The sequence below is a fragment of the Streptomyces tyrfis genome (genome assembly GCF_037034285.1).
Taxonomy (GTDB): domain Bacteria; phylum Actinomycetota; class Actinomycetes; order Streptomycetales; family Streptomycetaceae; genus Streptomyces.
This window is the reverse complement of the sequence record NZ_JBAGJZ010000054.1, coordinates 1-24,464: the sequence shown is the minus strand read 5'-3', so window position 1 is coordinate 24,464 and position 24,464 is coordinate 1. Positions and strand designations below refer to the sequence as shown.

The window sequence follows — 24,464 nt, the reverse complement described above, 5'->3', positions numbered from 1 at the left end:
ACACCGCAACACCGGACCCGCGGACGCATCGCCGGGGCCCGGCTCGACCTCAGAGAGGAACCGCCGCAGTGAAGACCGAGACCCGCACCAACGTGACCACGGCCCCGCTCGGGACCGCCCGCCTCCGCCTCCTGGCCCTCGGCTTCGTCCGGACCGTCGTCCCGGTGATCATCGCCATCACCGCCGCGCAGGCCACCGAGCAGCACCTCGACGCCTCCGGGTTCGCCCGCGTCGTGTACCTCGTGCTCGTCGCCGTCGTCGTCCTGGCCGCCGTCGAGAACGCCCTCGGCGAGGTCACCGAGCGCGCCTACCGCCGCGCGTACGGCCGCGTCCACGGCCCGCGCTCCTGGTCCTGCGACGACTGCGAGCGCGCGATCACGGCCCAGGAATGGGCCCCGTACGACGCCGCCGCGTTCGAGACCCACCTCGCCGACCCGCGCGCCCACGGCTGCACCCACAGCTGACCCGCCGGCACCTCCCCGGGGCCTCGCCCGAGGCCCCGGCCCGCACCCGAACCGAGAGGAACCCACTCGACATGACCGCCAACCGCGCCGCCGCCTTCCCCGCCGTGTACGCCCTCCTCCGCGTCGCCGCCGACGTCGCCGACCACTGGGTGCAGAGCGACCACCAGGCGCAGCACAAGGCCAAGCCCGGCGTCGCGGGACACAAGGCCCTCGCGGGACACGTCGCCTCGTACACCGCCACGCAGGCCGCCGCACTCCTCGTCGGGAACCGCGTCCTCGGCCTCGGCCTGCGCCCCCGCAGCATGGCCGCCGCCCTCGCCCTGTCCGGCGCGACGCACTACCTGATCGACCGGCGTTGGCCCGTCCGCAAGGCGGCCGAGGCCACCGGAAAGGGCTCGTTCTACGAGCTCGGCGGGCCGCTCGGCGGCGCGTACCTGCTTGACCAGGCAACACATCACCTCGTCGAGGGATTCGCCGCGTACGTCGCCGTCCGCGACTGACCCGCCCCGCCCGCCGGGCGCCGCCGTCGGCGTCGCCCGAACAGGGTCAGTTTCAAGTCAACTCACAGTTGGACTTGTAGTTGAGTTCCGGCTCTGTCATGGTTGACCCATCACACCGCACCGAGGGAAGGAATCCCATGAACGACATCGCCACCCGCGACATGGCCCCCGAGAAGACGTTCACCGCCGACGCCACCGGCTCCGTCCTCGCCGATGTCACCTGCCCCGACGGCACGGTCACCGTCACCGTCGACCCCGCCGCGACCGTCGCCCATGTCCGCGTCTTCACTCAGGACGGCCCCGACTCCCCGGCCGCCGACGCCGCCCGGGGCGCCCGCATCCAGCAGAACGCCGAACGCCTGGTCGTCGTCGTCCCCAAGGTCAAGCAGAGCGGCGCGAACTTCGGCAGCAACGTCTTCCAGTCGTTCGGCGGCGGCGTGACCTACATCAACGGCGTGCGGTACAGCGGCAACGTGACCGTGGTCAACGGACAGGTCATCGGGGGCGGCGGCGCGCAGAACTTCACGCGCGGCGTCGAGGTACACGTCACCCTGCCCGCCGGGTCGGGCGTCCAGTACAGCGGCGAGAACGGCAGCCTCCACACGTACGGCACCGTCGCCGCCATCCGGGCCGAGTCCAGCAACGGCAGCATCAAGGCCGAGACCGTCGGCCGCATCGAGGCCGAGGCGGGCAACGGGTCGATCAAGGTCGGCACCGTCACCGAGTGGATCGACGCCGAGGCGAGCAACGGCTCGGTCAAGGTCGACAACCACATCGGCAACGCCGCCCGCGTCCGCGCCGGGAACGGCTCGGTCAACTTCACCGTCGGCGCCAAGGCCACCGGCCGCATCGACATCAAGGCGGGCAACGGCACGGTCAAGCTCTACGGCGTCCGCGGCCGTGACGACCTCGACGTACGCGCCACGGCTGGCAACGGCACCGTCAAGAAGTTCTGACCACACGCCCCCTCTGCGCCCGGGGAACGGACACCGTCCCCGGGCGCAGGCACGGTAAGGCCGACCGAGAGAGGCAGCCATGAGCTACCAGGCAGGCGACGAGGTCCGCATCACGTCCTGTGAGGACGACCCGCGCGCCACCGGTCGCACCGGCCGCATCGTCGACGAGGTGCCGCCCGGCCCGCTCACCAACTACCGGTGGACCGTTCACCGCATCAGCCCGTTCATCGGGTCCGTCCTCGTCCACCCGCACGAGATCACCCCCGCGTGACACGGCAACCCGGCCGGGGCGGTACGCCCGCCCCGGCCGTTCGCACCCCAGAGAGAGAGGCTTTCACCATGACCGCCGACACCGGCCCTCTTGCGCTGTACCTGTACCGCCAACTCGCCGACCTACAGCGCGAGTCCGACCGGCTGCGCATCGCCGCAGGTGCGCGTATGGCGTTCGAGGACGTCGTCGCCCGACACAACGAGATCGGGTGGAAAGAGGGCGTCGACCCGCGCGAGGCCGAGGCGATCCGGGAGGAGGCGGCCGAGTACCTCAGTGGCCGCAGGCCCGTCCCGCCGCAGGCCGAGCTCGCCGAGGAGCTGCGCAAGGTCGAGGCCACCGGGTGCGTGTTCTGCTCCATCGCGGCCGGGATCGCACCGGCCACCGTCGTACGGGACTGGGGGGACGTCCTCGCCATCCGCCCGCGAAGCGGCGGGGTCAACGAGGGGCACCTCCTCGTCATCCCCCGGACCCACGTCGAGGACGCCGGCACCGACAAGCGGGTTTCGGGCCGCGTCATGGAATGCGCCTCGGAACTGATGGCCGAGGAGCCGAGCGCCAACATCGTCACGAGCAAGGGCGCCCCCGCGACTCAGACCGTGTACCACCTGCACATTCACGTCGTGCCCCGTGTGGTCGGGGACGGTCTCCCGCTCCCGTGGACCCCGCAGCAGACGGCCGCCGCCGCGCGACAGACCGAGGGGGAGAAGTGACCGTATCCCTGGTGTGGGCCCGCGAGCCCATCCCGACGAGCGGCCCGTCCGTGTTCCTCGCCGGGCCGACGCCCCGCCTCGGCGGCGATGTCGAGTCCTGGCGCCCGGCCGCCGTCGAGGCCCTCGCCGAGCAGTGGACCGGCACCGAGACCCTCACCGTCCTGACGCCGGAATCCCGCGGCGGCAAGCGCGCCGCCCACTACGACGACCAAGTCGGATGGGAGACCGCCGCCCGACAGGCCGCGAGCGCCGTTCTGTTCTGGATTCCCCGTGACCTCGTCACGCTGCCGGGGTTCACGACGAACGTCGAGTTCGGCCTCGACATCGGCACCGGCCGCGCCGTCCTCGGGTGCCCGCCCGACTGCCCCAACCCCGAGCGGAACCGGTACCTCGCGTACGTCGCCCGCCTTCACGGCGCACCCGTGTGCGAGACACTGCCGGACACCGTCACCGCGGCCCTCGCCGTCGTTCGAGCCCAGCCCGCGCGGGACGACTCGGAACCTGAGCCCGAGAACATCCGCTACACCGCCGATGTCGTCGCAATGACGCCGTCCGGCGAGGTGCTGCTCATCGAGCGCGGGTGGCCGCCGCACGTGGGCGCGTGGGCGCTGCCGGGCGGTCATGTGGACCGGGGCGAGACGAGCCGTGCGGCAGCGGTCCGGGAGTTGGCCGAGGAAACCGGCGTACACGTCCCGGCCGCCGACCTGCGGGAGATCGGGGTCTTCGACCGGCCCGACCGTGACCCGCGCGGCCGGTACGTCACCACGGCCTACCTCGCCATCGTCCCCGCCGGCACCCCGTTCGTTGCCGGGGATGACGCCCGCACGGCTCGTTGGTGGCCCGCCTCCAACCTGCCGCCGCTGGCCTTCGATCACGCCGACATCCTCGACCGGGTCACCGCCGACCCCGAGGTTCCAGGCTCGACCGACATGCTCATGGTCGACCTGAGCGGCGAGCGAGGCGGCCCGCTCCCGGACGGCATCGTCTGAGCGTAGGCGCACATGCGGAAGCGCCCGGCCCCCACTGCGTGAGGGTCGGGCGCTTCCGCATGTGCAGTGGGGGAATCGCGCGGCGAGGGGGTCACCCTCGCCGCGCGTTTGCTTGTCACAAGGGCATGGCAGGCTTACCCGCGACGACGAGTGGGGGGCCGGATGCAAGACCTTGACCAGAACCGCCGGGCGGCGGGCGGGTTCTTCGCCGGGGCCGTCGGGTGCGTCGCACTCGCCGCCGGCACTGGCAGCACCGGCCCTGTGTGGTTCGCGGCCGGAATGCTGATCAGTTCCCTGATGTACTTCCGGCGGACGATGGCACGGCGGCCGTACGCCTACTGGCCCGCCTGGGCAGTCGGCGCGGTGCTCGCCCTCCTCCTCGCCTGGGCTATGCCGGTCTCCCGTCTGGGCCTGATGGCGTGGGCCCCGGCCGAGGCCCTCGTCGCCCTGGCCCTCGCGCTCCTTTGGTACCGGCGCCGCAACGGCCGCGGCGACTGGATCGTGTGGCTACCCGAGGAAAGCGCCCTCCTGCGCCGCGAGTGGTCCCGCCGGGAAGCGATCCGGTGGGCCGAGGACTACTACCGCAAGCCGTGCGCCATCAGCCCGTTGGGCGACTTCCCTCACATGGCGGACGAGACTCCACTCCACCCCGATCACGACCGCCCGCTGTACCGGTCCCCGCGCTTGGGGGACCAGACCTGACGCCACGCACGGAAGCGCCCGGCCCTGGGGAGGGTCGGGCGCTTCCGTGTCGGGGGCGGGGGAGTGGAGCGGCCTACATGCGGCCCCCGCTCGCACGTTGGGCCCGCTGATCGGCCAGGGCCGCGCGGACGGCACGCGCGTGACCGATTCCGATCCGCAGCCGCTCGGCGCGCTCCCACAGCTCGTGTCGCCGTCCGTCGGGTATTCGCAGCTCGTCGAGCAGCCGCTCGCCGCCGGTCATGACTGCCATGCCCCCGCCTTCACCATCACGTACGACCATGGGGCCGCGCGGAACCGCTCGTGTCCGGTGTCGCGGGTGTGCTCGGCCATCCACCGGGCGAGCGCCGCCTCGTCCCCCTGGTCCCCCGAGTCCGCGCCGCAGTCGGTCTCTTCGCCGGACACGCACACCGCCTGAAACACCGGTTCCGCGAGCTCGTCCGGCGTCACGCCGTACTGCCGGAACCGGTACGTCGCCCTCGTCACCGCGTCACCTCAGCCGCTCGCCATGGTGGACGGGTCCGGCGTGCTCGCCGGTCTGCGGGTCGCGCGAACTCACCGTCATGGTGAGTTGGTACTCCCACAGGCCCGCCACCGGGCCCGGCACCCGGGCAAGGGACAGGGAGTGCGGTTCGAGGCCGGGAGACTTCCGGGCGACGTCGGCGGCGGCCTGTAGGGCGTCCGCCGCTGTCGTGCCCGTGCACACCAGGGCGGTGAGCGCGCTCACCGTGACGTCGCTGGACGGGTCGAGCCGGTCGAGCGCGCCGACGGCTTGACTGGCCTCGTCGAGGGATCGCACGAGATCGTGCGCGAAGGGGGGCGTACGGTCCGGGTGCAGGAGCTCGACCCCGTCCTCGACGGGGCGGCGGGTGGCCGGCAGGTGCGCGGCAGGGCCGCGGTCCGGGCGGGGTGTTCCGTTCGTTGAATGCGCCATGTCCGGACCGTAAGGGCCGACGGGCCGGGGGTGGGCACGCACGGTGCGTGCCTTGTTCCGCGAGTCCATATGTCCCCAGCTCACAGAAGATGAGCAAGGCGCATAAGGCCCGGTAGAGGGGTGAAACGGCCCCGGCGGGTGGATCGTTGGGGGCCGTCGCGGACCGGGCCGGGAACCGACAGGACCCCGGAGCCAAGGCGCGGAGGCTCCGGGGTCCTGCGGTGGGCCGTGCGCAGCTCCCACGGGGGGAGGAGCCGCACACGGGGTCAATGGGCGCGGGTGCACTCCCCGCGCAGCGTCTCGGCGGCGAGGACGGCCTCGCACAGTCGGACAGGGTCAACGTACCGCGCGCTGCCGTGAGTTGGCCGACTCAGCCACGCAGCCACGTACGCGCCCGTCGGGCCGTGCGGGGCGACGAGCCACGTTCCGGGCGTGAGCGCCCGGACGGCTTGCGGGCCGCCGCCGGCCACGCGGTCCGCGGTCCCTGCGGGGACCAGGACGATGAGCTCGCTCCGCGCGTGGTCGGCGATCACCGGGTATCCGCCATCGAGGGGGAGGCCGAGCACGTCGAGGGCGGCGAGGCCGCGTTCAAGGGACGCGATGGCGAGGGCCTCCCACCGATCGCCGACGGTGTCCCACGCCGTGCCGACGGGGACGAGCGACGTCGCGGCGCGGTCGGCGCAGCGCAGCCGGTCGAGGGTCGAGTCGTCAGGGTTGAGGTACTCGGCCCACCTGCGGGGGATGTTCTCGGTAGTGGCCATATCCGCACCGTAAGGGGCGTACAACGGAAGGTAGGCACGCACGGTGCGTGCATCGTTCCCGGCCCGGAGAAGTGCCATGGAGACACAGGGAATCGGCCGCCGCGTCGCCTACTGGCGAGAACGCCGCCGGATCACGCAAACCGACTTCGGCGCCCTGATGGGCCAGTCCCGCCGATGGGTGCAGGACCTCGAAGGCGGCAAGCGACAGACTGACCCCCGCATCTCCATCCTCGAACGCGCCGCCGCCGTCCTGGGCGTCACCTTGGACGTCCTCCTCACCGACGGCCCGCGCCGGCAGTGCATTGACGGCGTCGAGCTCGACGACATCCGGGCCACGCTACAGCGGCACGACGTGCTGACCGGGACCGCCGACGACGACCCGGCCGAGCCGCTCCCGCTCGCCGTGCTTCACGGCCGCCTCGTCCACGCCCGCGCCGCCTTCCAGTCCGGCCACTTTGCCAGCCTCGGCCGCCTGGTCCCCGAACTCCTCGTCGACACGAACCGGGCGGCGGCCCGACACGAGGGCGACGTCCGCCTCGGCGCCTTCCGGCTGCTCTCCCTCACCCTCGAACTCACCGAGGCCGCCGGCATCAAGTACGGGGACCACGACCTCGCCCTCATCAGCGGCCACCGCGCGGTGGCCGCGGCCGAACGGTCCGAGGACCCGGTCATCATGGCCTCGGCCGCCCGGCACCTCTCGGACGCCATGACGGCCCAGGGGCAGGCGCAGGCCGCCGTCACGTTCGCGCTCGCCGCCGCCGCCCGCCTCGAACCGCTCCTTCGTCGCCGAGGCGCCGACGGCCTGTCCGTCCTCGGGATGCTCTACCTCAAGGCGTCCATGGCCGCCGCCGTCATCGGCGCCTCGGACGACGACGACGCCGCCGCGGCGGCACGCAACGTGTCAGGCTTCCTCGACCAGGCCGACAAGCACGCCGAGGAGCTCGGCGCCGACGGAAACGCCGTGTGGACCGCGTTCGGGCCGACGAACGCACGGCTGTACCGGGTGGCCGCTCACGTCCAGCTCTCCCAGGGGGCGGACGCCGTCGCCGTCGCCGCGGACATCCCGAACCCCGCCCGCGAGGCCCTGCCCAAGGAGCGCCGCGCCCACCTCCTCACTGATCTGGCCCGCGGACTCACGCAGGCCGGGCAGCGCACTAAGGCCGTCGAGACCCTCCTCGACGCCGAGCGGGAAGCCGAGGAAGAGGTCCGGTGCCGGCCGCGCACCCGCCAACTCGTCGAGGACTTGCGCCTCCTGGGGGTCGGGAGCGCAGAAGGCCGCTTGCAGGCGCTCGCCGCACGCTGTGGACTGCCCGGGTGACACAACCTCGCACCCTGTACCTGATCTCATGTGCTGCGCCGCCCGCCCGGCACCTCACCATCCCCATCCGCGCCGCCCAGGCCCGCGGGTGGGACGTCTGCCTCGTCCTCACCCCCAGCGCCTACCGCTGGGCCACCGAGGACCCCGAGGGCAACCTCGACGAGCTGCGCGAGCTCACCGGCCGAACGGTCCGGCACGAGTACAAGCTCCCCTCACAGGCCGACGCCTTCCCCGACCCGGACGCCCTCCTCGTCGCCCCTCTGACGAGTAACACCCTGAACAAGTGGGCCGCCGGGATCTCCGACACGCTCGCCCTCGGCCTGATCACGGAAGGGATCGGCCTCGGCCTGCCCATCGTCGCCCTGCCTCACTGGAACGACGCCCAGGGCCGCCACCCGGCCGCCGCTCACAGCGTCGCCGTACTCCGCAACGCCGGGGTGACGCTCCTCCTGGGCGACGGCGACGCCCCCGGGTTCGTCCCGCACAAGCCGCGCCACGGCGACGTGCACGCCTACCCGTGGGAGCTCGCCCTCGACGCCCTGCCCGCGTCCTGACGAACCCACCTTTCCCCGCGCGCCCGGCTCCCCAGGGGTCGGGCGCGCGTTGTGCCCGGTGAAACCCCACGGCGCCCCGGCCGCGCCGTGCGCGAGGATCACAGGGCACGCCCCGCCGGGCGTGCGGACAGAAAGGGGGAGACGTGGAAGCCCTACCGAACCCGAGGGACCTCGTCGACGGACTACCCGGCGGCGCGCTCGGCCTCGGCGGGGGCGGCCTGCTCGCCGCGCTGATCGTCGTTGCGGTGCTCGCCAACCAGGGCACCCCGGCGGACCGCGAGAAGTTCAACAGGAGCGTTGAACAGTTCTTCGGCAACGCCGCCGCCGGCATCGGCCGGTACCTCACCGGCCGCGAACTCAACGGCGAGGCCCGCAGCGAGTCGACGTGGTGGAAGGCGGGCGCACCCCTGCCCGACGACAAGGCCACCGAGACCCCGGTCGAGCAACTCGGCGCGCACACCGGCACACCGGCCGCCGTCTCGTTCGACAAGCCGTCCAAGGCCCGCCGAGTCGCCCGCGCGGCCACCGCCCCGGTGCGCCTCCTCGGCGGCAGTCTGGCCGGAATCTGGCGCGTCCTGCGCGCATGGTCCCGGTGGCCGTACGCCGCCCGCGCGGCGGTGCGCCTCGCCCCGATCCCCCTCGCCTGGGGATGGTGGAGATTCCCCGCCGAGACCGAACTCGCCCTTTACGCAATCGCGTTGGCCGCCTTTGTCGCAGCCCTCACCAGCCCGGCCGGACTGGGATGGTGGCGCATCCGCCCCGCGTGGACAGACGGGCAAATCTACGGTCCCGGCGTCTGGGTGGCGGTCCGGCAACTCCTCCGAATGGAGGACACGGAACCGCGCTCGCGCTGGCTCTCCGTCCCGGACAACGTCCGCGCGGACGGCGCTCGAATCGTGCTGCGCATTCCGTCGAGCTGGATCGGTGGCCCCGAGGCCGTCGGGGCAATCGAGCGCATCATCGACGAGCGAGTTCCCGGGGAATGGGTTCCCCAATGGGAGCGCACCGGCAAGGAGCATTACGTCCAGTGGACGCCCGCGCCGAAGCCTGCGGCGAAACCCGTACTCCCGGAATACGTCCCGTGGAAGCCCACGGGAGACCCGCGGCGTGTGTTCGTCGGTCTCGCAATCGAGCGGGACGCAATCGCCGACGTCATCATTCAAACGCAGTCGGCAACGCCGCATTGGGGTGTGGCAGGTGCCACCGGTTCGGGTAAATCCACCGTTCTTTACATCCCCGTCGTGCACGGGCGCATGAATGGCGAACTGATCGACATTCTCGACACCAAGAGGAACAGCCTCGTCGAAGCGGAAGGATTCTCAGGCGTCCGCGTGCACAAGACCGTCAGGGAATGCATCGCGGCATTCGCGGAATTCCTCACGTCGATGATGGCGGCCGAAGCGGCAATGCAGAAGGGCGCCGATCCTGCGCTTCGCTCCCAGCTCGTACCCCGCACACTCGTTGTCGACGAGCTACCAACGTTGATCAAGCTCGCATATACGTGGTGGCGCTACGGTCTCAAGGGAAAGGGAACGCCTCCCTTCCTCGACTGGCTTTCGATCATCCTCCTTCAAGGGCGCTCGTCGAATCACCGCGTCGTCGTCGGTACGCAGCAGTTCGCCAATGCCTTTTTCGGCGGCACCATGGAGCGCGCGCAGATCGGCACAAAGATTGCCGTCGGTCAGCAGGACCGCGTTTCGTGGGGCGTCGCATTCGGGCAGAGCACGCCCGTTATCGGGTACGACTCCGATATCAAGGGGCGCGGCGCCTACTCCGACCAACGGAAGGACCCCGACGCCGATCACCTGTACGTCCGGGAAATCCAGCCGAGCTACATCACCCCGGAAGTCGGGCAATACCTCGCGTACTGCCCCCAGGCCCCGGCCTGGTTCGATGCCGGCGGAATGGCTCCGTGGATCACCCCCGACGTCCTCGACGAGGTGAACCAGACCGCGGCGACGGCCGCGTTCCTCCCCGGCGGCAAGTACGGACCCGCCGCACTGCCCCCTGTCGGGGCCACGGCCGCGAGGGGGATCACGGGGGGTCCGCCCAGCTCACAGGCGATGACAACACCCCTCACGACAGGGGGTGCGACAGGGGGCACGACAGGTGCCGGCGCCGCACTCGTCCCGGCCGAGACCGAGGACCAGGCCGAGGCCGTCGTCGAGACGTACAGCCTCGCCCAAGCGTTTGAGCGCGGGATCATCCCTCACAAGCCGGGGACCATCCGCACGTATTTCAAGCGCGGCGAAAAGCGCGGAATCAAGGCCCCGGAAGGCATCACGGACGGGCAGACCTCGTTTTACAGCGAGGAGGAGCTCAAGACATGGCTTGCGGAATGGCAGGCATGGCAGGAGAAGAACAACACCGCGCCGCCGCCGCGAAAGAGTTCCGAAGAAGAGAAGGAAGCCGAGGAGGCCCCGAGTGCCTGATCCGGTCGGATTGAGCGAGATCGCGCGAGAGTATCTCATCGAAGGGGGAAAGGATCTCAAGAAAGGGAAAGCGGCCTTCCTGTCTGTCGATCTCGTGTACGGGCGCATCCGTGCATACGCGGCCGACGAATACGCCGACGTCGCCCCGGTTCTGGTCGGCGCCGGATGGCACATGCGTTGGCCTATCCCGCCCGTCGAAAATTCACGTGCAAACAACCTCATCACTGACGTTTCAAAACACGTGGTGAACCTATTGCGTACGGTTTCCATGCGCGAGGAACCCGATCCGGTCGGCGTGATTCTCTACGCGGGTTCCGGGAGTTCTATCGACGCCATCCAACGGCGCTGCGCAGAAGAATGGAGGAGCTATTACGAGACTCCGGGAAAGGTCTAGATGCCGAAACGGCGGGGGCGTCGAGTATCTCACTCGACGCCCCCGCCGCTTTTTGGGGACGAAGATTTCTGATGTAAGGATTTGAATAGGTCGGCGGGGACTCCGAGGGTTCTGGAAAGAATCGGAAACCAGCGGGTGGGAACTTTCTGTCGGCCGCGCTCGACATGACAGTACGTCGACTTTGTGACCCTGAGCGCGCGGGCAACATCTTTAGCCAATAGGCCCGCGGCGAGACGAAGTGAGACGAGCGAAAGCGATTCGCCATCCTCTATCAACTCGCAAACTGGAATGTCGAAGAAATCTGCGAGGAGTTGCAGACGCTTAGGGCGGGGGAGTCGACCGGTCGTTTCCCAAGTTGATACGGCCGCCCTCGAACACCCCAAAGCGTCAGCCAATTGACATTGCGTCATCCCGCGCTCTTTACGCAGTTTCCGCAGTAGGTCACGGCGTATGCGCACCCGTCCTGCCCCCCGTCTCGTTTAGCCGTGTGGGGCGGCACTCTAGCCGCCCGTGATCACCACAGCCGACGCCATGTCACAGCCCGGCCACACCTGTCGCAGACGGTTACCAACTTCTTTGACGCTGTGATCGAGGGCGGCATATGGTCGATCATCATGTGCCCACGAGTGCCCAAGTGGGCCGAGTGACGGGGGAGGTTACGGGGAGTGGTGTCGCTTGGAACCATGGCTCGGAAGGTCATGGGCCTGCCGGAGCCAACCGGCAAGGATGCAACCGGCCAACCGTCGACCGGGGTTCCCGAACAGGCCGAGGCGGCGCCCCGGCCGGTGAATCCCTGGGAGTCCGCGGGCGCCGAGCTGCGGCAGCAGACCGCCGCAAGCAACGCCCGGAACGGCAAGCGGGCCACGGCGCCGACCGCCGCCTCGGGAGCCGCACCGTGGACCCCCCAGGACGAGCGGTCGGGAGCCGTGTTCGCGCGCCGCTTCGGCCGCGGCCTGGTCTGGTTCGTGCTCATCCTCGCCGCCGTCACGGGAGTGAGGGCCTGGTTCATCCCACCGAAGGCGCCGGCGCCCAAGGTGCCCACCACCAAGGCCGAGGCCACCTACCCGAACGAGGCGGCGCAGGCCGTCGCCGCCAGGTTCGCCCGCGCCTACCTCGGATGGGACGAGGGCAAGGCCGAGGAGCGCGAGCAGCTCCTCGCGTCTGTCCTGCCCGCCGACACCGACGCCACGATGGGATGGGACGGACACGGTCGGCAAGACGTGCTTGCCGTCCAGCCCGGAGCCGTGACCACCACCACGGCCCACCAAGCGCGCGTACGGGTTGACGTCCTGGTCCGCACCGTGAAGAACACCGAGCCCGCCAAGGACAAGAAGAAGGAGCCGACCCCGGCCGAGGAACCGGCCCGCTGGGTCGGCCTTGACGTGCCCGTCGTCGAGACCGCCGGACGTGTCGTCGTCACCGGGCGCCCCGGCCTCGTCGGCATCCCCGAGCGCGGCCCCAAAGCGCCGAACCTGCCAACGGCCCAGTCCGACGCCGACCTGAGCGCGCAGACCGAGGGCACCATCGGCAAGTTCTTCACGGCCTACGCAGCCGGGGACATCGACGCCGTCACCGCACCCGGCGCGAGCGTGCCGGCGCTTCCGGAAGGGGTCGCGTACAAGGGGCTCGTCTCCTGGACCGCCGACGCCGGAAGCGGCGACGACCGCACCGGAACCGCCGTTGTCTCCTGGACCATCGGCGAGGCCACGGTCGAGCAGGTCTACCGCGTGACCATCACGCGCGTGTCGACGGCCGACGCCCAGCGGTGGCAGGTCGACGACGTCCTCGGCGGGTCCGCCTGACCCCCCCTGTATGTCCCCAGCTCATAAATCATGAGCATCTGTCATAGAGCCTGACTAGCCTGCCCATTCACGTACAAGGGGGAACCCGTGGAACCTACGCACCACCTCGTCAGCCTCGCCGCCCTCACGACCGGGGCGGACCTCAAAGCGTGGATTCTGATCGTGGTGGGGAACCTCTTCGCCGCCTTCCTTGCGATCAGGGCCCTCGGGCACTTCCTGAAGAAGGAGTGGGGGGAGATGGTCACCCTCGCCGTCGCGGCCGTCTTCGTCGGCGCCATCATCTGGGCCCCCGACTCCGTGAAGACCCTCCTCACCGGCGTGTGGGACAAGGTTTCGGGGTCCGCCTGATGCGCGTGGGGCACACGTACACCCGGCATTTCGATCTTGAGACCAAGCAACACGAGCTCCTCGGGCTCGACTTGGGGGAGGGGGCGCCCCGCCGCGCCCTCGTCCTGGGCCTCACGCTCTACGCGCTGTGGACCGGGACTCTCCTCCTCTTCCTCGGCCTCCCGTCCAAGATCACGTTTACGCTCTACTTCCTGCCCCCGCTGATCACCGCCGTCTACGGCACGCAGCGGTCACGGATAGTCGAGCGCCGATGGAACATCACCCGATGGTCGATCGGGGTCCGATACCTCGTCCTCGGGCACCGGCCGATCATCAGCGCCGGACGCCGCGCGGCCAACCGAAGCGAGTGGATCAGCCGCCGCGCCCGCTGGTCCGGCAAGGCCGAGACCCTCGCCGAGTCGCCGCTCGGACCCCTCGTCGAGCGGTGGCTCGGCGCCGAGGAGTCCGCCCCGCCCGGTGCCGGCGCCCCGATCCGACTCGCCGCCCGCCCCCGCCTGTACGGCCCCGATGCCGTCGGTAGGGCGTACGGCCGCAAGGCAATGCAGCAGCACAGGGGGAACGCATCATGAAGGTTCTACAGAAGGTCGGGACGTTCCTCGGGGTGGGCGGCGACCGCTCGGCGCTGCCGCCGCAGTACGTCGCCCTGTCCGACGGCCTCGTCATCACCGACAGCCACACCGAGGCGTGGTACGTCCTCGACTCCTCGAACACCGACCTCATGTCAGAGGTGGCCCGCGACGGCGAACTCGACGCCGCGAACAGTGCCCTCACGCGCACCCTCGCCGGGCATGACTGCCACCTGCGGGTGCTGTGGTCCCCCCTGCACGCCGAGGACTACGCCGCCGAGGCCGCCCAGATGTTCACCGCCGGGAACTGGCAGGAGTGGGCACAGATCCGCATCGGCCGCCTCGACCAGATCGCCCTCCCGTCGCGTCACCTCCTCCTCGGCGTGCGCCTCACCGAGCGCGCCGGGCAGACGCAGAAGCTCGGCCGCCGCGGCGTCGAGGGCGGCCTCGGCCTCAACTCCTCGACCGTCCGCGCCCGTGAACTCGCCCGCCTCGATGCGCAGATGCGCCGCCTCGGCCGACGGCTGGAGTCCTCCCCGTGGAAGGCGCAGCCTGCATCCGTCGAGATGCTCGCATGGATGATCAGTCGCGAGCAGCACCGCGGAACGCCGATCCCCGCGCCGCGTGCCGGCGTCATCGGGGGCGCCAAGCTCGCCGCCCTGACCCGAGGCCGCATCCTGCCCCACCCCGACCACCTGCGCGTAGTCGACGCCCGCGGCGACGTGTCGGCCTGGGTGTCGGTGCTCACGATGTCGGGCTTCCCCGAGCAGATGGAAAGCCCCGGAAACGGCGAGTGGCTGCGCGTCCTCTCCGAGATCAACTACGTGCCGGAAGTCGACGAGGCCGAACTCGACGCGGACCTCGACCCGGCCGAGCTCATCCAGCCCGTCAGCCCCGAGGCGTCCGTCCGGTTCCGCGTGATGCCGAAGCGGGAGGCCCTCAAGAAGGTGGACGAGGCCCGTCGCCTCGCCAAGGAACAGCGCCGCAGCGCCTCGAAGGCGTCGGCCGAGGACCCCGGCCGGGACATCGAGGAGACCGAGGACGTGATGGCCGAGCTCACCCGCGACATGCGGCGTGAGGACGTGACCCTCGTCGAGGATCACCCGCGGCTGATCGTGACGAGCGAGGTGTCCCTCGAAGATCTGCGGTCCCGCGTCGATGCCGTGATCACGCACTACGGCGGGTTCGGGATCGAGGTCAACGTCGGCGAGGAGGAACAGCGCGAGCTCTGGCTCGAAATGCAGCCGGGCGACCAACTGCGCGTCCCGGACCTCGGGCACGTCCGTGAGGTCACCGCCCTGTCGGGCTCCTGGTGGTGGGGCGGCGCCAAGGTGGGCGACGACACGGGCCCCATCGTCGGGTACCTCACCGGCTCGACGCCCGGCGTCTTCCGCAACGACGTGACCGCGGGCAGCGACCGGGGAGACGCGACGACGTCCGCGTTCGTCGGAAGGTCCGGGCGAGGCAAGACCACCGGCATGATGTTGAGCCTCCTCGACGCCGGGTTCCGCGGCTCATACGCCCTGGCGTTGGACTTCAAGGGGGACCTTGGCGGCCTCGTCACCGCGGCCCGCCGGTACGGCCTGAATGCCCACCTGATCGAAACCGGCCCCAAGTTCGCGGGGGCGGTCGACCTGTTCGCACTCCTGGCGTCCGAGGGGGTCGACGTCGCCCGCGGCGAAGTGCCGGCGCAGCTCTCCATCGCCATCCCCGAGTGGCTGCGCGAGGCCGGGGCCGAGACCCCGATCACCCGCGCCGTGAACGAGGTGATCGCCGCCGGGCAGCCCGCCACATGGAAGGTGATCGAGCACCTCCGGAACATGGACGACGAGCTCGGCCGCAAGACGGGCGAGGCCCTGTTCGAGCTCTCGCAGAACGCCTTGGGCGCCCCGTTCATGGGCCGCCCGACCGGCGCCGGTTCGCCCATCAACCCCGAGCCGGGGATCTTCGTCGTGCAGATGCCGGGCCTGTCCCTGCCGCTACCCGACGAGGCCCGCCGCGACTGGACGCCCATGAAACGGCTCTCCGTCGCCCTCATGCACTCCATGCTTGCCTTCGGTGTCACGACCGCAGGCCGCCGCGACCTGCGCGGCCTGCGAAAAGTCGTGGCCGTCCCGGAGGTCCACGTCCTCACCGCCACGCGGGAGGGGTCGAGCTTCCTCCAGTACATCGCCCGAGTGGGCCGAGCCCTGGCGACGTCGCTCCTCCTGGACACGCAGGACCCCGAGTCGCTCGTGTCGATGGTCGGCGTCCTCGAACAGCTCACGATGGTGGCCGGTTTCCAGTTGACGACCAAGGAGCAACAGGACGCCCTGGCCGAGCTCCTCGGCCTGCCCAAGGACGCGCACAGTCGGGCCCTGATCCAGTCTGTCGGCCTCCTGCCCAACGGCGATATCCGGCACGGCCATTGCGTCATCAGGGACCGCCGTTTTGCCTGCGCCACAGTCCAGTGGGACGTACCGAGCGACGAACTCCTCAAGCTCCTGGACACCTCCCCCAAGGCCGCCGAGGAGCCCGACACCGACACCCCCGTGAGCATGGAAAAGGTGGACGCATGACGCGCAAGACGACGGCCGCCGTACTGGCCGCCGGCATCCTCGCTCTGGCCGGATGCTCATCGGACGGCGACGGCGGGACCAAGGACGGCAACCCCAGTGCCGGCGGGCAGAAGGCCCCCCAGGACGATGCGCTCCTCAAGGTGGCCAAGCGCTACCAGGAGGCCACCAACCGCCTTGACTGGCGCACCGCTTGCGGCCTCAGCTCGTCCCGGCTGCGTGACGGCACGGTCGAGGCGTGCGTCGACCGGCACACCGTGGACACCCCGACGCCCGACCCGTCCGAGTCGAGCCCCTCGCCGTCGTTCTCCCCGCCGAAGTACGCCGACGGCTCGACGCCCGATCCCGTCGCGTCCCGCACGCCGACCGGGCCGGATCGGGCCGACACCGGCCCCGTCACGACCTCGGACGTCATCGAGGTATCGGCGGCCGACAGCCACCCCGCCGGGTTCGGCGTACTGGTCACCTACACCGTGCAGTGGCCCGGCAAGGACGCCATCACCAAGCGGCGCGCGCTGCGCCTGGTCCAGCAGGGCGGGGCCTGGGTCGTCGACCAGCGCGAGGACGTACAAGAGGGCGACCTCGGGAACGGTTCGCCGGTCCGCAACGCCCTGACACGGGGGTAATAGTGCTCGTCTACTACAACTTTCCGCGGCTGCGGACTCTGTTGATTCCGCTCCTTTTTGCGTTCACCACGTTGATGGTGTTCGCCGGACAGGCGCACGCGCAGGATATCGACCCAATGGGAATCGGCGACCTTATGCCGTCGCCCGACTCGAAGGTTCCCAAGGGAGAGGGAACCCTCTACGAGACGTACAGGAACCCGTCTCTGTGGCAGCTCGATTCCGATTTCGGTAAGTGGGACATCCTCGACCCCATGGCCGAGGCTATCGCGGACATCTGCATGGGTCTCATTGCCGTACTCGGTACGGCGTGCACCGTGATCGTGGAATGGATTTTCCAGCTCGTTTCGATCCCGGAACTTGAGAACGCCATCACCAAGAGCATCGGCGGGGCCGCCAAGGGCCTTACCACGACCCTCTTCCCGAGCGCACTCGCGGTCGGCGGCCTGGTGGCATTCGTTCAGCACAAGAAGGGCGGCGGGGGCGGGGGTCTGTCGCAAATCGCCTGGGTGATGATCTCCGGCGTGGTCACGATCTCGCTCCTGACCAGCCCTCAGACCTGGGTCGGTGGCATCGACAGCGCCCGTCAGGTCGGGTCGAGTATCACGATGAACGCGACGTCGCAGGGACTCGGCGACGGGTCGGGTGACTTCCCGTTCAAGCTCGACCATAAGCCCAAGTTCAGCGGAAACGGCCGGGACGATGCTCTCCGGAAATCGTCCGATGCCGTGTGGCGCGCATATGTTGCCACGCCGTGGTGCGTCGCCGAATTCGGATCATTCGAGGTCTGCGAGAAGTACGGGAAAGAGTTGCTGGACCAGGGGACCAGCAAGGACAAGCGCAAAGAGTGGTTGCAGGACAACGTCACTGACGAGGCGGTCGGCGGGGATTCCGTGACATGGCGTCAGGGGCACAGCCCTGTCGGGCGAATCATGGTCACGCTTCCCGCCCTGGTCTCGGTCATCTTGTTCGCGGCCCTAATCCTGATGCTTGCCTTTACCTCATTGGCGAGCCTCCTCGGCGCCCTCATGCTCCTACTCACGGGCGTGATCTTCGCGTGCCTCTGGGTCATCCCGGGCCGCCCCCGCGAGTGGGGGCTCGCCTGGTTCGATCAGCTCCTCGCGCGAACACTCGAAAGCCTCATCGCAACGATGGTCCTCGGCGCCGTCCTCAGCTTGCAGGCCGCCACGACACAGATGTTCGGCGAGTACGGGTGGCTCCCGACCAGCGGCCTGAGCATCGCCGCCGCCATTGTCGGGATGAATTTCCGGGCCGTCGTCGCCCAGATCTTCGGCGTCCGGGGAACCACGTCCGGGATGCTCGGCGGTCTCGCCCTCGCCAAGCTCATGAACCGGGGCGGCGGCGGCGGAGGCCGACGTCGAGGCGGCGACTTCAACCACCAGCCCGTGCGCACGCTCCCCGGCCGCCGCCGTCGCCGCGGCGGAGGAGGGGGCGGCGGCGGAGGAGGGGGCGGCGGCAACCTGCCGCAGCTCCCCGGCGGCGGAGGCGGCGCGGCTGACGACAGCGGAGTCATCCTTACCCGCGTACCCCGCCACCGGCCGCCCGCGCCGCCGCCGCGTCCGCTCCCGGCTCCTGCCGGTGCCGGGGCAGGCCCCGCGCTTCCGCCCGGCAGTGCTGCGGCCGGCGGGCGCTCCGGGGGTCCGGTGATCACGCTCGACCGTGAGCGGTCCGACGTCACCGGGAAGGCCCGCGCCACCCTGCCCCCGCAGCCGTCGAGGCCGCGCGCTGCCCTCCCCGGAAGCAGGGAGGGCAGCGCGACCGGGACAGGGACGGGAGCCACCCGTCCGGCCGTCGGTTCGGGGCCGACACCGGTCATGCGCCCAGAGTCCGGCGGGGCGCCGAACTACGCCTTCCGGCAGGCCCCGCCGCCTGCACGGGCAGGCGATCCCAAGATCATTCGGGCGACGGTCATCCGCAGCACTCCCAACGGTCCGCCGCCGCGGACCACCAGGACGCAGCCGCCGCCCCGCGCCGCCGCGCCGGCACGTCGCCCGGAGCTCCCGGCGCCCAGGAACAACGGCAGGAACAACGGGGGGTAAGTCATGTCGAAGAACGAACCGAGCCCGGAGGAGTGGCGGGAGATCCTTTCCTCGTACCCGTACCCGGAGGAGGTCAGGAAGACCAAGGGCCGCCGGGCACGCCGCGAGGCCAAGCGCGAGCACCGCGAGGACGTCCGCCGGCACACCAAGGAATGGGTACGAGAGGAACGTCGCCGCGACCCGATCCGCCCGGCCGGGGCCCTGATCGTCGTGTTGGTGATCCTGGGCCTCGGCCTGGGGGCCCGCTTCCTGTGGCCGAGCATCCTCGGCGGGGACCACAAGAAGGGCGGCGACGTCACGGCCACCGCGAGCCCCGCCCCCGGCACCGCGGGGGAGGGGCCCGCCGCGACGCCGAGCGGCCCCTCGGCGTCGCCGAGCTCCTCGGCAGTCGTCGACTTGAGCAAGCCGGACAACGTCGCCGAGGAGGCCGTCCGGATCTACCTCACCCGCAACCCGCCCAAGGACGGCGAGCACACGGCGAGCGTCCTCCGGGCCGAGCCGTACATGACGCCCGCCCTCGTCGAGAACCTCGCCGCGCACACCGACAAGGCATGGGCTGACCTCGTCAGCCGGGGTGGAGTCGCCACCGTGCGCACGGTCAAGGTCGAGGCGGCCGGCAACGATCTGCCCGTGGACACGCCTATCAGGGTGTGGCGGAAGACCACGGCCAAGGTGGACGTCGAGGGATACGAGAACTACAGCCAAACCACCGTCCTGCAAGTCGAGTTGACCAACGGTGACGGCAACGGGTGGCGCGTCTCCCGAATCCTGGGGCTGTAGTGGACGCACGCGACGCAGCCCGGACCCTGGGTCGTTTCGCAGGGACCGGGCTCAAGATCAAGGCCACCGCCATAGCGTCCGTGGTGTTCGTGATCTTCCTGTTCGTTGTCGGCATCTTCGGCGCCGGCATCGGCGGGAAGGCGTACGCAGACTCCTGCGGCGAACGCGGAACGCCCGCGGTCGACTACGGCGACGGCGACAACAGCGCCCAGAAGCCGGACAGTTCCCTCCGGAAGAACCAGATCAAGAACGCCAAGATCATTGACAAGGTCGCCGAGGACGGCGGCCTGTCCGGACGCGCGACGCTCATCGGCTTGATGACCGCCCTACAGGAGTCGACCCTCCTCAACCTCGATCACGGCGACCTCGACTCGATCGGCCTCTTCCAACAGCGCCCGTCGCAGGGCTGGGGCACGAAGACGCAGATCATGCAACCCACGTACAGCGCCGGGATGTTCTTCTTCGGCGCCTCCCGCGACACCACCGCAGGCATCCACGGCCTGACCGACATAAAGGGGTGGGAGACGATGGGCCTCGGGCAGGCCGCACAGAAGGTGCAGGCGTCCGCCCACCCCGAGCTGTACGACGGCCAGGAGGACGCCGCCCGGAAGATCGCCAAAGACGCGGGGATCGACCTCGACCGCACCGGCAAGGGCGGCAACGCCGACCAGGACCAGGGCGCCGGCACCGACACGGCCACGGACGCCGCCACCCCGAGCGGGGACGACGACCCCGACAGCGAGTGCTACCCCGAGAAGCCGAGCGACCGCCCCGGCAAGCCCGGTGCGGCCTTCCACGACGGCGATGCGCCGTGGCCCGCGAAGGTGAAGAACCCTCGCAGCACCGAGGACGCCATCGCATGGGCCAGGAACGAGGCGAAGACCGGCGGGAAGGACTGGTGGCGCGCGTGCCTCGCGTTCACCGCCAGAACGTACGGCTGGAGCTTCTCCGGGACGAACTACGCAATCGATCACTACTACGAGATGCCGGCCAACATGCAGCACGCCGGAGATAGGAGTCCTCCCCCTGGCGCCCTCATGTATTGGAAGACCAAGGGTCGAGCGGGTCACGTTGCTGTGTATCTCGGGGACGGAAAAATTGCCAGTAACGATATCAAGCGTCCGGGGTACATTGACGTAGTCCCGGCCACCGACATTGAAAGCAAGTGGGGTTCTACGTACGTCGGTTGGGCACCACCGTATTTCCCCAAGGGTGGATAGATCGGAGAAAGACCAATGACCATTACCGACCCTGACCAGATTCCCGCAACTCCGATCTACACAATCACCGTCAGCTCGACCGGCGTTGCCGCGGTCAACGGCGAAGAAGTCACGGAGCCGGGCCTCGACCCCAACACCGCCCGCGTCCGCGCCCTCGCCGAGGTCCGGATCAAGGCGGCCTTTCACGGCCGCCCCGTCCGCGTGCTCGCCAAGGAGGCCGACGGGGCGGCCTGGCCCCTGATCGTGGACGTCAACGGCGACGTGATGACGCTCGACCGCCCGCACCCGGAACCGCCGGCACCCGCCCCCGTCCCCGCCCAGGTCTCCCCGGCGCCGCGCCCCGCCCCCGCCCCGGCCGCGGACGAGTACACCGTGACGATCCCCCCGGAGGAGGCCCCGCAGTGGGCAACGTCCGGCACACAGGCCCGCGCCGCACAGCAGCCCGCCCAGGGTGCCGGCCCCTCCGGACCGCCCGAGTGGGGCGCCCCCCTCCCGCCGCAGTACGCATCGGCCTGGGCCGAGCTCGTCGCCCACGAACGGGCCGGACGGCTCGTCGAGGCCATCGTCGCCGCGGCCCAGCTCGAAACCGTGCTCGCGGACACCTTCGGCCCCCTCGCACCTCCCACCGTCAACGTGCTGACCGTCCGAGCGGCGTTCACCGTGCGCCGGGTCGAGGAGTCAGAAGACTGGGCCGAGACGATGGAGCTCCTCGTCCAGACGGCGCAGCGCCGCCGGGAAGCGGGGGCCCCCGAGGACGAGACACAGCGCGTGATCAGCAACGCGCACGCGGCATGGATTCGGCTTGCCGTGGAAGATCCCGAGTACGCCCGCGAGACGGCCGAGCCGGTGCTCGTCCTCCTGGGGGACACCCCCACGAACAAGCGCCGGGCACAAGCCGTGATCCAGCTCCTCGAACGGGGCGCAGCGGCGTAACAGAGCACCGCCACCGCGTACGCGCGAGACCCCCCTCCCGACACACGGGGAGGGGGGTCTCGCGCGTACTGGGCCGGGGCGCAGCAGGGGGGCGCAGCAAGGCGCGGCAGGGCGCAGCGAAGGGCCTCAAAAGGCCCTGACGGGCCCTCTTTCCGGGGCGTGGCCCAGGGTGCCACACGGCACGCCGCGCACCGCCCTGCGGGCGAATCGCCGGGCGCCTTCGGCGCGTTCACCGGCGATTCGGTCCCGCTTCGCGGGACCGCCCTTTTGCCTGCGCCTTCGGCGCGCACCGGCAAAAGCGTTTTCGGCCCTGCGCCTTCGGCGCGCACCGGGCCGAAAAGCACGCGCCGCGCCGCGCGGCCTCCTGGGTCACGCCCCGGAAGTGCTACGCGAAAGGCGAGCTTTCAGTGAACCCAATTTGCTGCCCGCAGTGCGGCGGACTCTCCGCCTACTGCATCCGGCCTGACGGCCTGTTCCAGTGCCCCGAATGCGAGAACCTCCTCGACCGCCGGGATATCGACCTCGACGGTATGCAGGTCTGGGGAGTCGCAGCCGACGGAACCTTGTGCACGGCCACCGACCCCGCCCACTCCCTCGATTGCCTCATGGAGGCAATCGAGGAGTTCCTCACCGCCGACGAGTGCCCGAACGCCGAATACGCCCGCCTCGACTCAATGAGGAGCGCGACGGAATCCCTCACGGCGTACATCGACGCCCGCCGCCTCGGAATCAAGCGGCCCGAATTCGGATATACCGAGGAAAGCGTTCGGACCGCCGTCAACGCGGGTGCCGACATGGTCCTCGGTGCGATCAGCCTCGGCGAGCCCGAAGAGGACGCGATCAACCTCGTCGTGAACGCCGCAATTACGAGCCTCACCAACCCCGGCGCCTCTTTCATCGAAATGGTCGAGGAGAACTACGGGGAAGACGCCGAAGAGGTCCGTTCGTGGTGGGGGTGGAGCAAGTGACCAACAACGAAACTCGTCGCTACGAACTCGGCGACCCGAACCAGGAATGCCGTTACCCCGTCCGATTCAACGGACTCCACATCGGCCGCATTTACCGGTGGCACGGCGCTTGGTACGCCGTCCCGGCCGGACAGAACGAAGAGATCCGAGTCGCTTCCGGAAGCGTCGGGAAGGAACTCGCCGCCGGTTATCTCGTCGCCATGTACGAGCTGCGGCAGATCACCCCGCAGAACGCCGAGGAGGACCAGAAGACCGCACCCCGCGAATTGGTCGGGCCGGTTCCTCTCCTGCACCCCCGGATGCCCGCTACGCCTCGGAACACCGAGGCCGCGCGAAAGGCCATGGACGGACTCGCCGAATTCCTCTGGACTCCTCTCGGCGGATACCCCGGCGCCGATAACCCCTGGTTCCTCCGGTGCCAGCTCTGCGGGTGGCAGGGCCCCCGCTACTGGTCCCACCTGCGCGGGCGCAACGGAAACCCGCCCTCGACGTTCCGGCACCCCGGGTGCCTCGACGCGGAAAAGGTCCGCGCCGTAATCGCCGTCTACGGCAAGTGAAAGGAAGAGAAAAGGAAATGACGGACCTTTACGCGGACGGCGCCGCCGAGGCTAATAGGACCCGCGCGCACTGGGCGGTTACCGCCCTCGAAGCATTCGGATCGGAGACCAGGCAAAACTACCTCGACGGCACCCTCGACGTGGACGGCGACGTACTCAGGGAATTGGGCGGCGACCTCCTCGCCGACCTGTTCCACCTCGCCCGCCTCAACGGCTGCGCCCCGGAACTCGTCATCGACGCGGGCCTCATGCACTTTGAGGCCGAGCTCGACGAGGAGCGGGCCGAGGAAATCGAGCCCCTTCTCGAAAGGGCCAAGGCCGCAGGGGTCGAACTTTCGCCCGGTGACTTCAAGTGGGACGAGGACCGGCCGACCATTGACGGGATGGAACCTGCCGACTGGATCGACCACATGACGGACTGACAGAACGGCCTAGGTAACGACTAGGCAACAGAAAAAGGGCGGCCGAGGATTGGCCGCCCTTTTTCTGTGCCCAAATGCGCGGCCAATCGACAGCCCTTCGGGCTGGGCCGCCTTTATGTGGCCTTCGGCCACGGGCGGCCTGGCCCCGCTTCGCGGGCCCGAAAGGAACCCGCCCCCCTAAGTGGCCTTCGGCCACGGGGCGGAAAAGATCCGGCCCTATCGGGCCGCCGCTATCGCGGTGGGCCCCTTTAAGGCGCTTCGCGCCGGGGCCCGCCCCTGCGGGGCAAAGGAAAACGGCCTTCGGCCGTTTGGAAAACAAGAGCTGAGGTATTCTTATAAAGCCTCGGAATTACTCGAAAAAGGCGCCCGATAAAGAGGCGACCACCGAGCTTGACAAAGAATTCAGTAACCATTATGGTGGGGAACCTAAAGAAATTCAATAAAGGGAGGTGAGGGAAATAGAAACCAAGTTCGAGGGAAACGGAACCGACGAGGTCACCCCCACCCCCCTAGCCAGCCTAGCCGCGAAGCGGCAAAACACCAGGTCAGAGGCCGCGAAGCGGCCCCAGCAACCCCCACAACCGCCGTGAAACGGCGGTCGGGCTCCGCGAAGCGGAGCCCTCGACGGCGTGAAACGCCGTCAGGGGA

28 protein-coding genes and 1 pseudogene are annotated in these 24,464 nt (G+C 69.8%); 24 read left to right on the top strand and 5 right to left on the bottom strand.

Going from position 1 to position 24,464, the window contains the following annotated elements; genetic code table 11:
• Positions 1-68: 68 nt before the first annotated feature.
• The 8 genes and pseudogenes from WA762_RS30330 (at position 69) to WA762_RS30295 (ending at position 4,592) form a co-directional block, all read left to right on the top strand.
• Positions 69-464, top strand: a complete 396-nt coding sequence (locus WA762_RS30330) for a hypothetical protein (RefSeq protein ID WP_335939948.1) — start codon at positions 69-71, stop codon at positions 462-464.
• A gap of 71 nt (positions 465-535) precedes the next feature.
• Positions 536-964 (top strand): transcriptional regulator, encoded by a 429-nt coding sequence (locus tag WA762_RS30325; protein WP_335939946.1) that lies wholly within the window; start codon positions 536-538, stop codon positions 962-964.
• A gap of 137 nt (positions 965-1,101) precedes the next feature.
• Positions 1,102-1,920 carry a DUF4097 family beta strand repeat-containing protein gene (locus WA762_RS30320; RefSeq protein ID WP_335939944.1) on the top strand — a complete coding sequence of 273 codons (819 nt, stop codon included), beginning with the start codon at positions 1,102-1,104 and terminating at the stop codon, positions 1,918-1,920.
• A gap of 79 nt (positions 1,921-1,999) precedes the next feature.
• Positions 2,000-2,191 carry a hypothetical protein gene (locus WA762_RS30315; protein ID WP_335939942.1) on the top strand — a complete coding sequence of 64 codons (192 nt, stop codon included), beginning with the start codon at positions 2,000-2,002 and terminating at the stop codon, positions 2,189-2,191.
• Between the two features lie 68 nt (positions 2,192-2,259).
• Positions 2,260-2,901: an HIT family protein gene (locus WA762_RS30310; RefSeq protein WP_335939941.1), complete on the top strand. Its 642-nt coding sequence runs from the start codon at positions 2,260-2,262 to the stop codon at positions 2,899-2,901.
• Positions 2,847-3,251, top strand: a pseudogene (locus WA762_RS30305) (nucleoside 2-deoxyribosyltransferase domain-containing protein); the annotation flags it as partial. The gene WA762_RS30310 and the pseudogene WA762_RS30305, both read left to right, overlap by 55 nt.
• A 165-nt stretch (positions 3,252-3,416) precedes the next feature.
• Positions 3,417-3,890: an NUDIX hydrolase gene (locus tag WA762_RS30300; RefSeq protein WP_335940013.1), complete on the top strand. Its 474-nt coding sequence runs from the start codon at positions 3,417-3,419 to the stop codon at positions 3,888-3,890.
• A gap of 162 nt (positions 3,891-4,052) precedes the next feature.
• Positions 4,053-4,592 (top strand): hypothetical protein, encoded by a 540-nt coding sequence (locus WA762_RS30295; protein WP_335939939.1) that lies wholly within the window; start codon positions 4,053-4,055, stop codon positions 4,590-4,592.
• 73 nt (positions 4,593-4,665) lie between these two features.
• Here the strand turns inward: WA762_RS30295 and WA762_RS30290 are convergent, their stop codons facing one another.
• The 4 genes from WA762_RS30290 to WA762_RS30275 form a co-directional block, all read right to left on the bottom strand.
• Positions 4,666-4,842 (bottom strand): hypothetical protein, encoded by a 177-nt coding sequence (locus WA762_RS30290; protein WP_335939937.1) that lies wholly within the window; start codon positions 4,840-4,842, stop codon positions 4,666-4,668.
• Complete coding sequence (locus tag WA762_RS30285; RefSeq protein ID WP_335939935.1) at positions 4,830-5,075, bottom strand: DUF7848 domain-containing protein; 246 nt, start codon at positions 5,073-5,075, stop codon at positions 4,830-4,832. Before WA762_RS30285 ends, WA762_RS30290 begins: the two co-directional genes overlap by 13 nt.
• A gap of 4 nt (positions 5,076-5,079) precedes the next feature.
• Entirely contained in the window at positions 5,080-5,523 is a 444-nt protein-coding gene (locus WA762_RS30280) for a hypothetical protein (RefSeq protein ID WP_335939934.1), read from the bottom strand.
• A gap of 266 nt (positions 5,524-5,789) precedes the next feature.
• Positions 5,790-6,284 carry a hypothetical protein gene (locus WA762_RS30275; protein WP_335939932.1) on the bottom strand — a complete coding sequence of 165 codons (495 nt, stop codon included), beginning with the start codon at positions 6,282-6,284 and terminating at the stop codon, positions 5,790-5,792.
• Between the two features lie 76 nt (positions 6,285-6,360).
• Here WA762_RS30275 and WA762_RS30270 point away from each other — a divergent pair, with 76 nt between their 5' ends.
• The 4 genes from WA762_RS30270 (at position 6,361) to WA762_RS30255 (ending at position 10,982) form a co-directional block, all read left to right on the top strand.
• Complete coding sequence (locus WA762_RS30270; RefSeq protein WP_335939930.1) at positions 6,361-7,602, top strand: helix-turn-helix domain-containing protein; 1,242 nt, start codon at positions 6,361-6,363, stop codon at positions 7,600-7,602.
• Positions 7,599-8,156: a flavoprotein gene (locus WA762_RS30265; RefSeq protein ID WP_335939928.1), complete on the top strand. Its 558-nt coding sequence runs from the start codon at positions 7,599-7,601 to the stop codon at positions 8,154-8,156. Before WA762_RS30270 ends, WA762_RS30265 begins: the two co-directional genes overlap by 4 nt.
• A gap of 143 nt (positions 8,157-8,299) precedes the next feature.
• On the top strand, positions 8,300-10,588 hold the full coding sequence (locus tag WA762_RS30260) for a type IV secretory system conjugative DNA transfer family protein (RefSeq protein WP_335939926.1): 2,289 nt from the start codon (positions 8,300-8,302) through the stop codon (positions 10,586-10,588).
• Entirely contained in the window at positions 10,581-10,982 is a 402-nt protein-coding gene (locus tag WA762_RS30255; RefSeq protein WP_335939925.1) for a hypothetical protein, read from the top strand. Before WA762_RS30260 ends, WA762_RS30255 begins: the two co-directional genes overlap by 8 nt.
• Positions 10,983-11,011: 29 nt before the next feature.
• Here WA762_RS30255 and WA762_RS35800 read toward each other — a convergent pair whose 3' ends face one another.
• The gene (locus WA762_RS35800; protein ID WP_443080719.1) at positions 11,012-11,440 is read right to left on the bottom strand and encodes a helix-turn-helix domain-containing protein; all 429 of its coding nucleotides are present in this window, start codon (positions 11,438-11,440) and stop codon (positions 11,012-11,014) included.
• Positions 11,441-11,665: 225 nt separating this feature from the next.
• Between WA762_RS35800 and WA762_RS30250 the strand changes: the two genes are divergently transcribed.
• From WA762_RS30250 to WA762_RS30195, 12 genes are all read left to right on the top strand, one after another.
• Positions 11,666-12,784 (top strand): conjugal transfer protein, encoded by a 1,119-nt coding sequence (locus WA762_RS30250; protein WP_335939924.1) that lies wholly within the window; start codon positions 11,666-11,668, stop codon positions 12,782-12,784.
• A gap of 87 nt (positions 12,785-12,871) precedes the next feature.
• Entirely contained in the window at positions 12,872-13,132 is a 261-nt protein-coding gene (locus WA762_RS30245) for a hypothetical protein (RefSeq protein WP_335939922.1), read from the top strand.
• A complete protein-coding gene (locus WA762_RS30240) occupies positions 13,132-13,701 on the top strand; it encodes a hypothetical protein (RefSeq protein WP_335939920.1) in 570 nt (189 codons plus the stop codon). Before WA762_RS30245 ends, WA762_RS30240 begins: the two co-directional genes overlap by 1 nt.
• Entirely contained in the window at positions 13,698-16,256 is a 2,559-nt protein-coding gene (locus WA762_RS30235; protein ID WP_335939918.1) for an ATP-binding protein, read from the top strand. Before WA762_RS30240 ends, WA762_RS30235 begins: the two co-directional genes overlap by 4 nt.
• Positions 16,253-16,879, top strand: a complete 627-nt coding sequence (locus WA762_RS30230) for a hypothetical protein (RefSeq protein ID WP_335939917.1) — start codon at positions 16,253-16,255, stop codon at positions 16,877-16,879. The genes WA762_RS30235 and WA762_RS30230 overlap by 4 nt, the downstream gene beginning before the upstream one ends.
• Before the next feature lie 2 nt (positions 16,880-16,881).
• A complete protein-coding gene (locus tag WA762_RS30225; RefSeq protein WP_335939915.1) occupies positions 16,882-18,936 on the top strand; it encodes a hypothetical protein in 2,055 nt (684 codons plus the stop codon).
• A gap of 3 nt (positions 18,937-18,939) precedes the next feature.
• Positions 18,940-19,716 (top strand): hypothetical protein, encoded by a 777-nt coding sequence (locus WA762_RS30220; protein ID WP_335939913.1) that lies wholly within the window; start codon positions 18,940-18,942, stop codon positions 19,714-19,716.
• 80 nt (positions 19,717-19,796) lie between these two features.
• Complete coding sequence (locus tag WA762_RS30215) at positions 19,797-20,936, top strand: NlpC/P60 family protein (protein ID WP_335939911.1); 1,140 nt, start codon at positions 19,797-19,799, stop codon at positions 20,934-20,936.
• A gap of 15 nt (positions 20,937-20,951) precedes the next feature.
• Entirely contained in the window at positions 20,952-21,869 is a 918-nt protein-coding gene (locus WA762_RS30210) for a hypothetical protein (protein ID WP_335939909.1), read from the top strand.
• 407 nt (positions 21,870-22,276) lie between these two features.
• Complete coding sequence (locus WA762_RS30205) at positions 22,277-22,837, top strand: hypothetical protein (RefSeq protein ID WP_335939907.1); 561 nt, start codon at positions 22,277-22,279, stop codon at positions 22,835-22,837.
• Positions 22,834-23,394, top strand: coding sequence for a hypothetical protein (locus WA762_RS30200; RefSeq protein WP_335939905.1), 561 nt, complete (start codon positions 22,834-22,836; stop codon positions 23,392-23,394). Before WA762_RS30205 ends, WA762_RS30200 begins: the two co-directional genes overlap by 4 nt.
• 17 nt (positions 23,395-23,411) lie before the next feature.
• Complete coding sequence (locus WA762_RS30195; protein ID WP_335939903.1) at positions 23,412-23,816, top strand: hypothetical protein; 405 nt, start codon at positions 23,412-23,414, stop codon at positions 23,814-23,816.
• Positions 23,817-24,464: the final 648 nt, after the last annotated feature.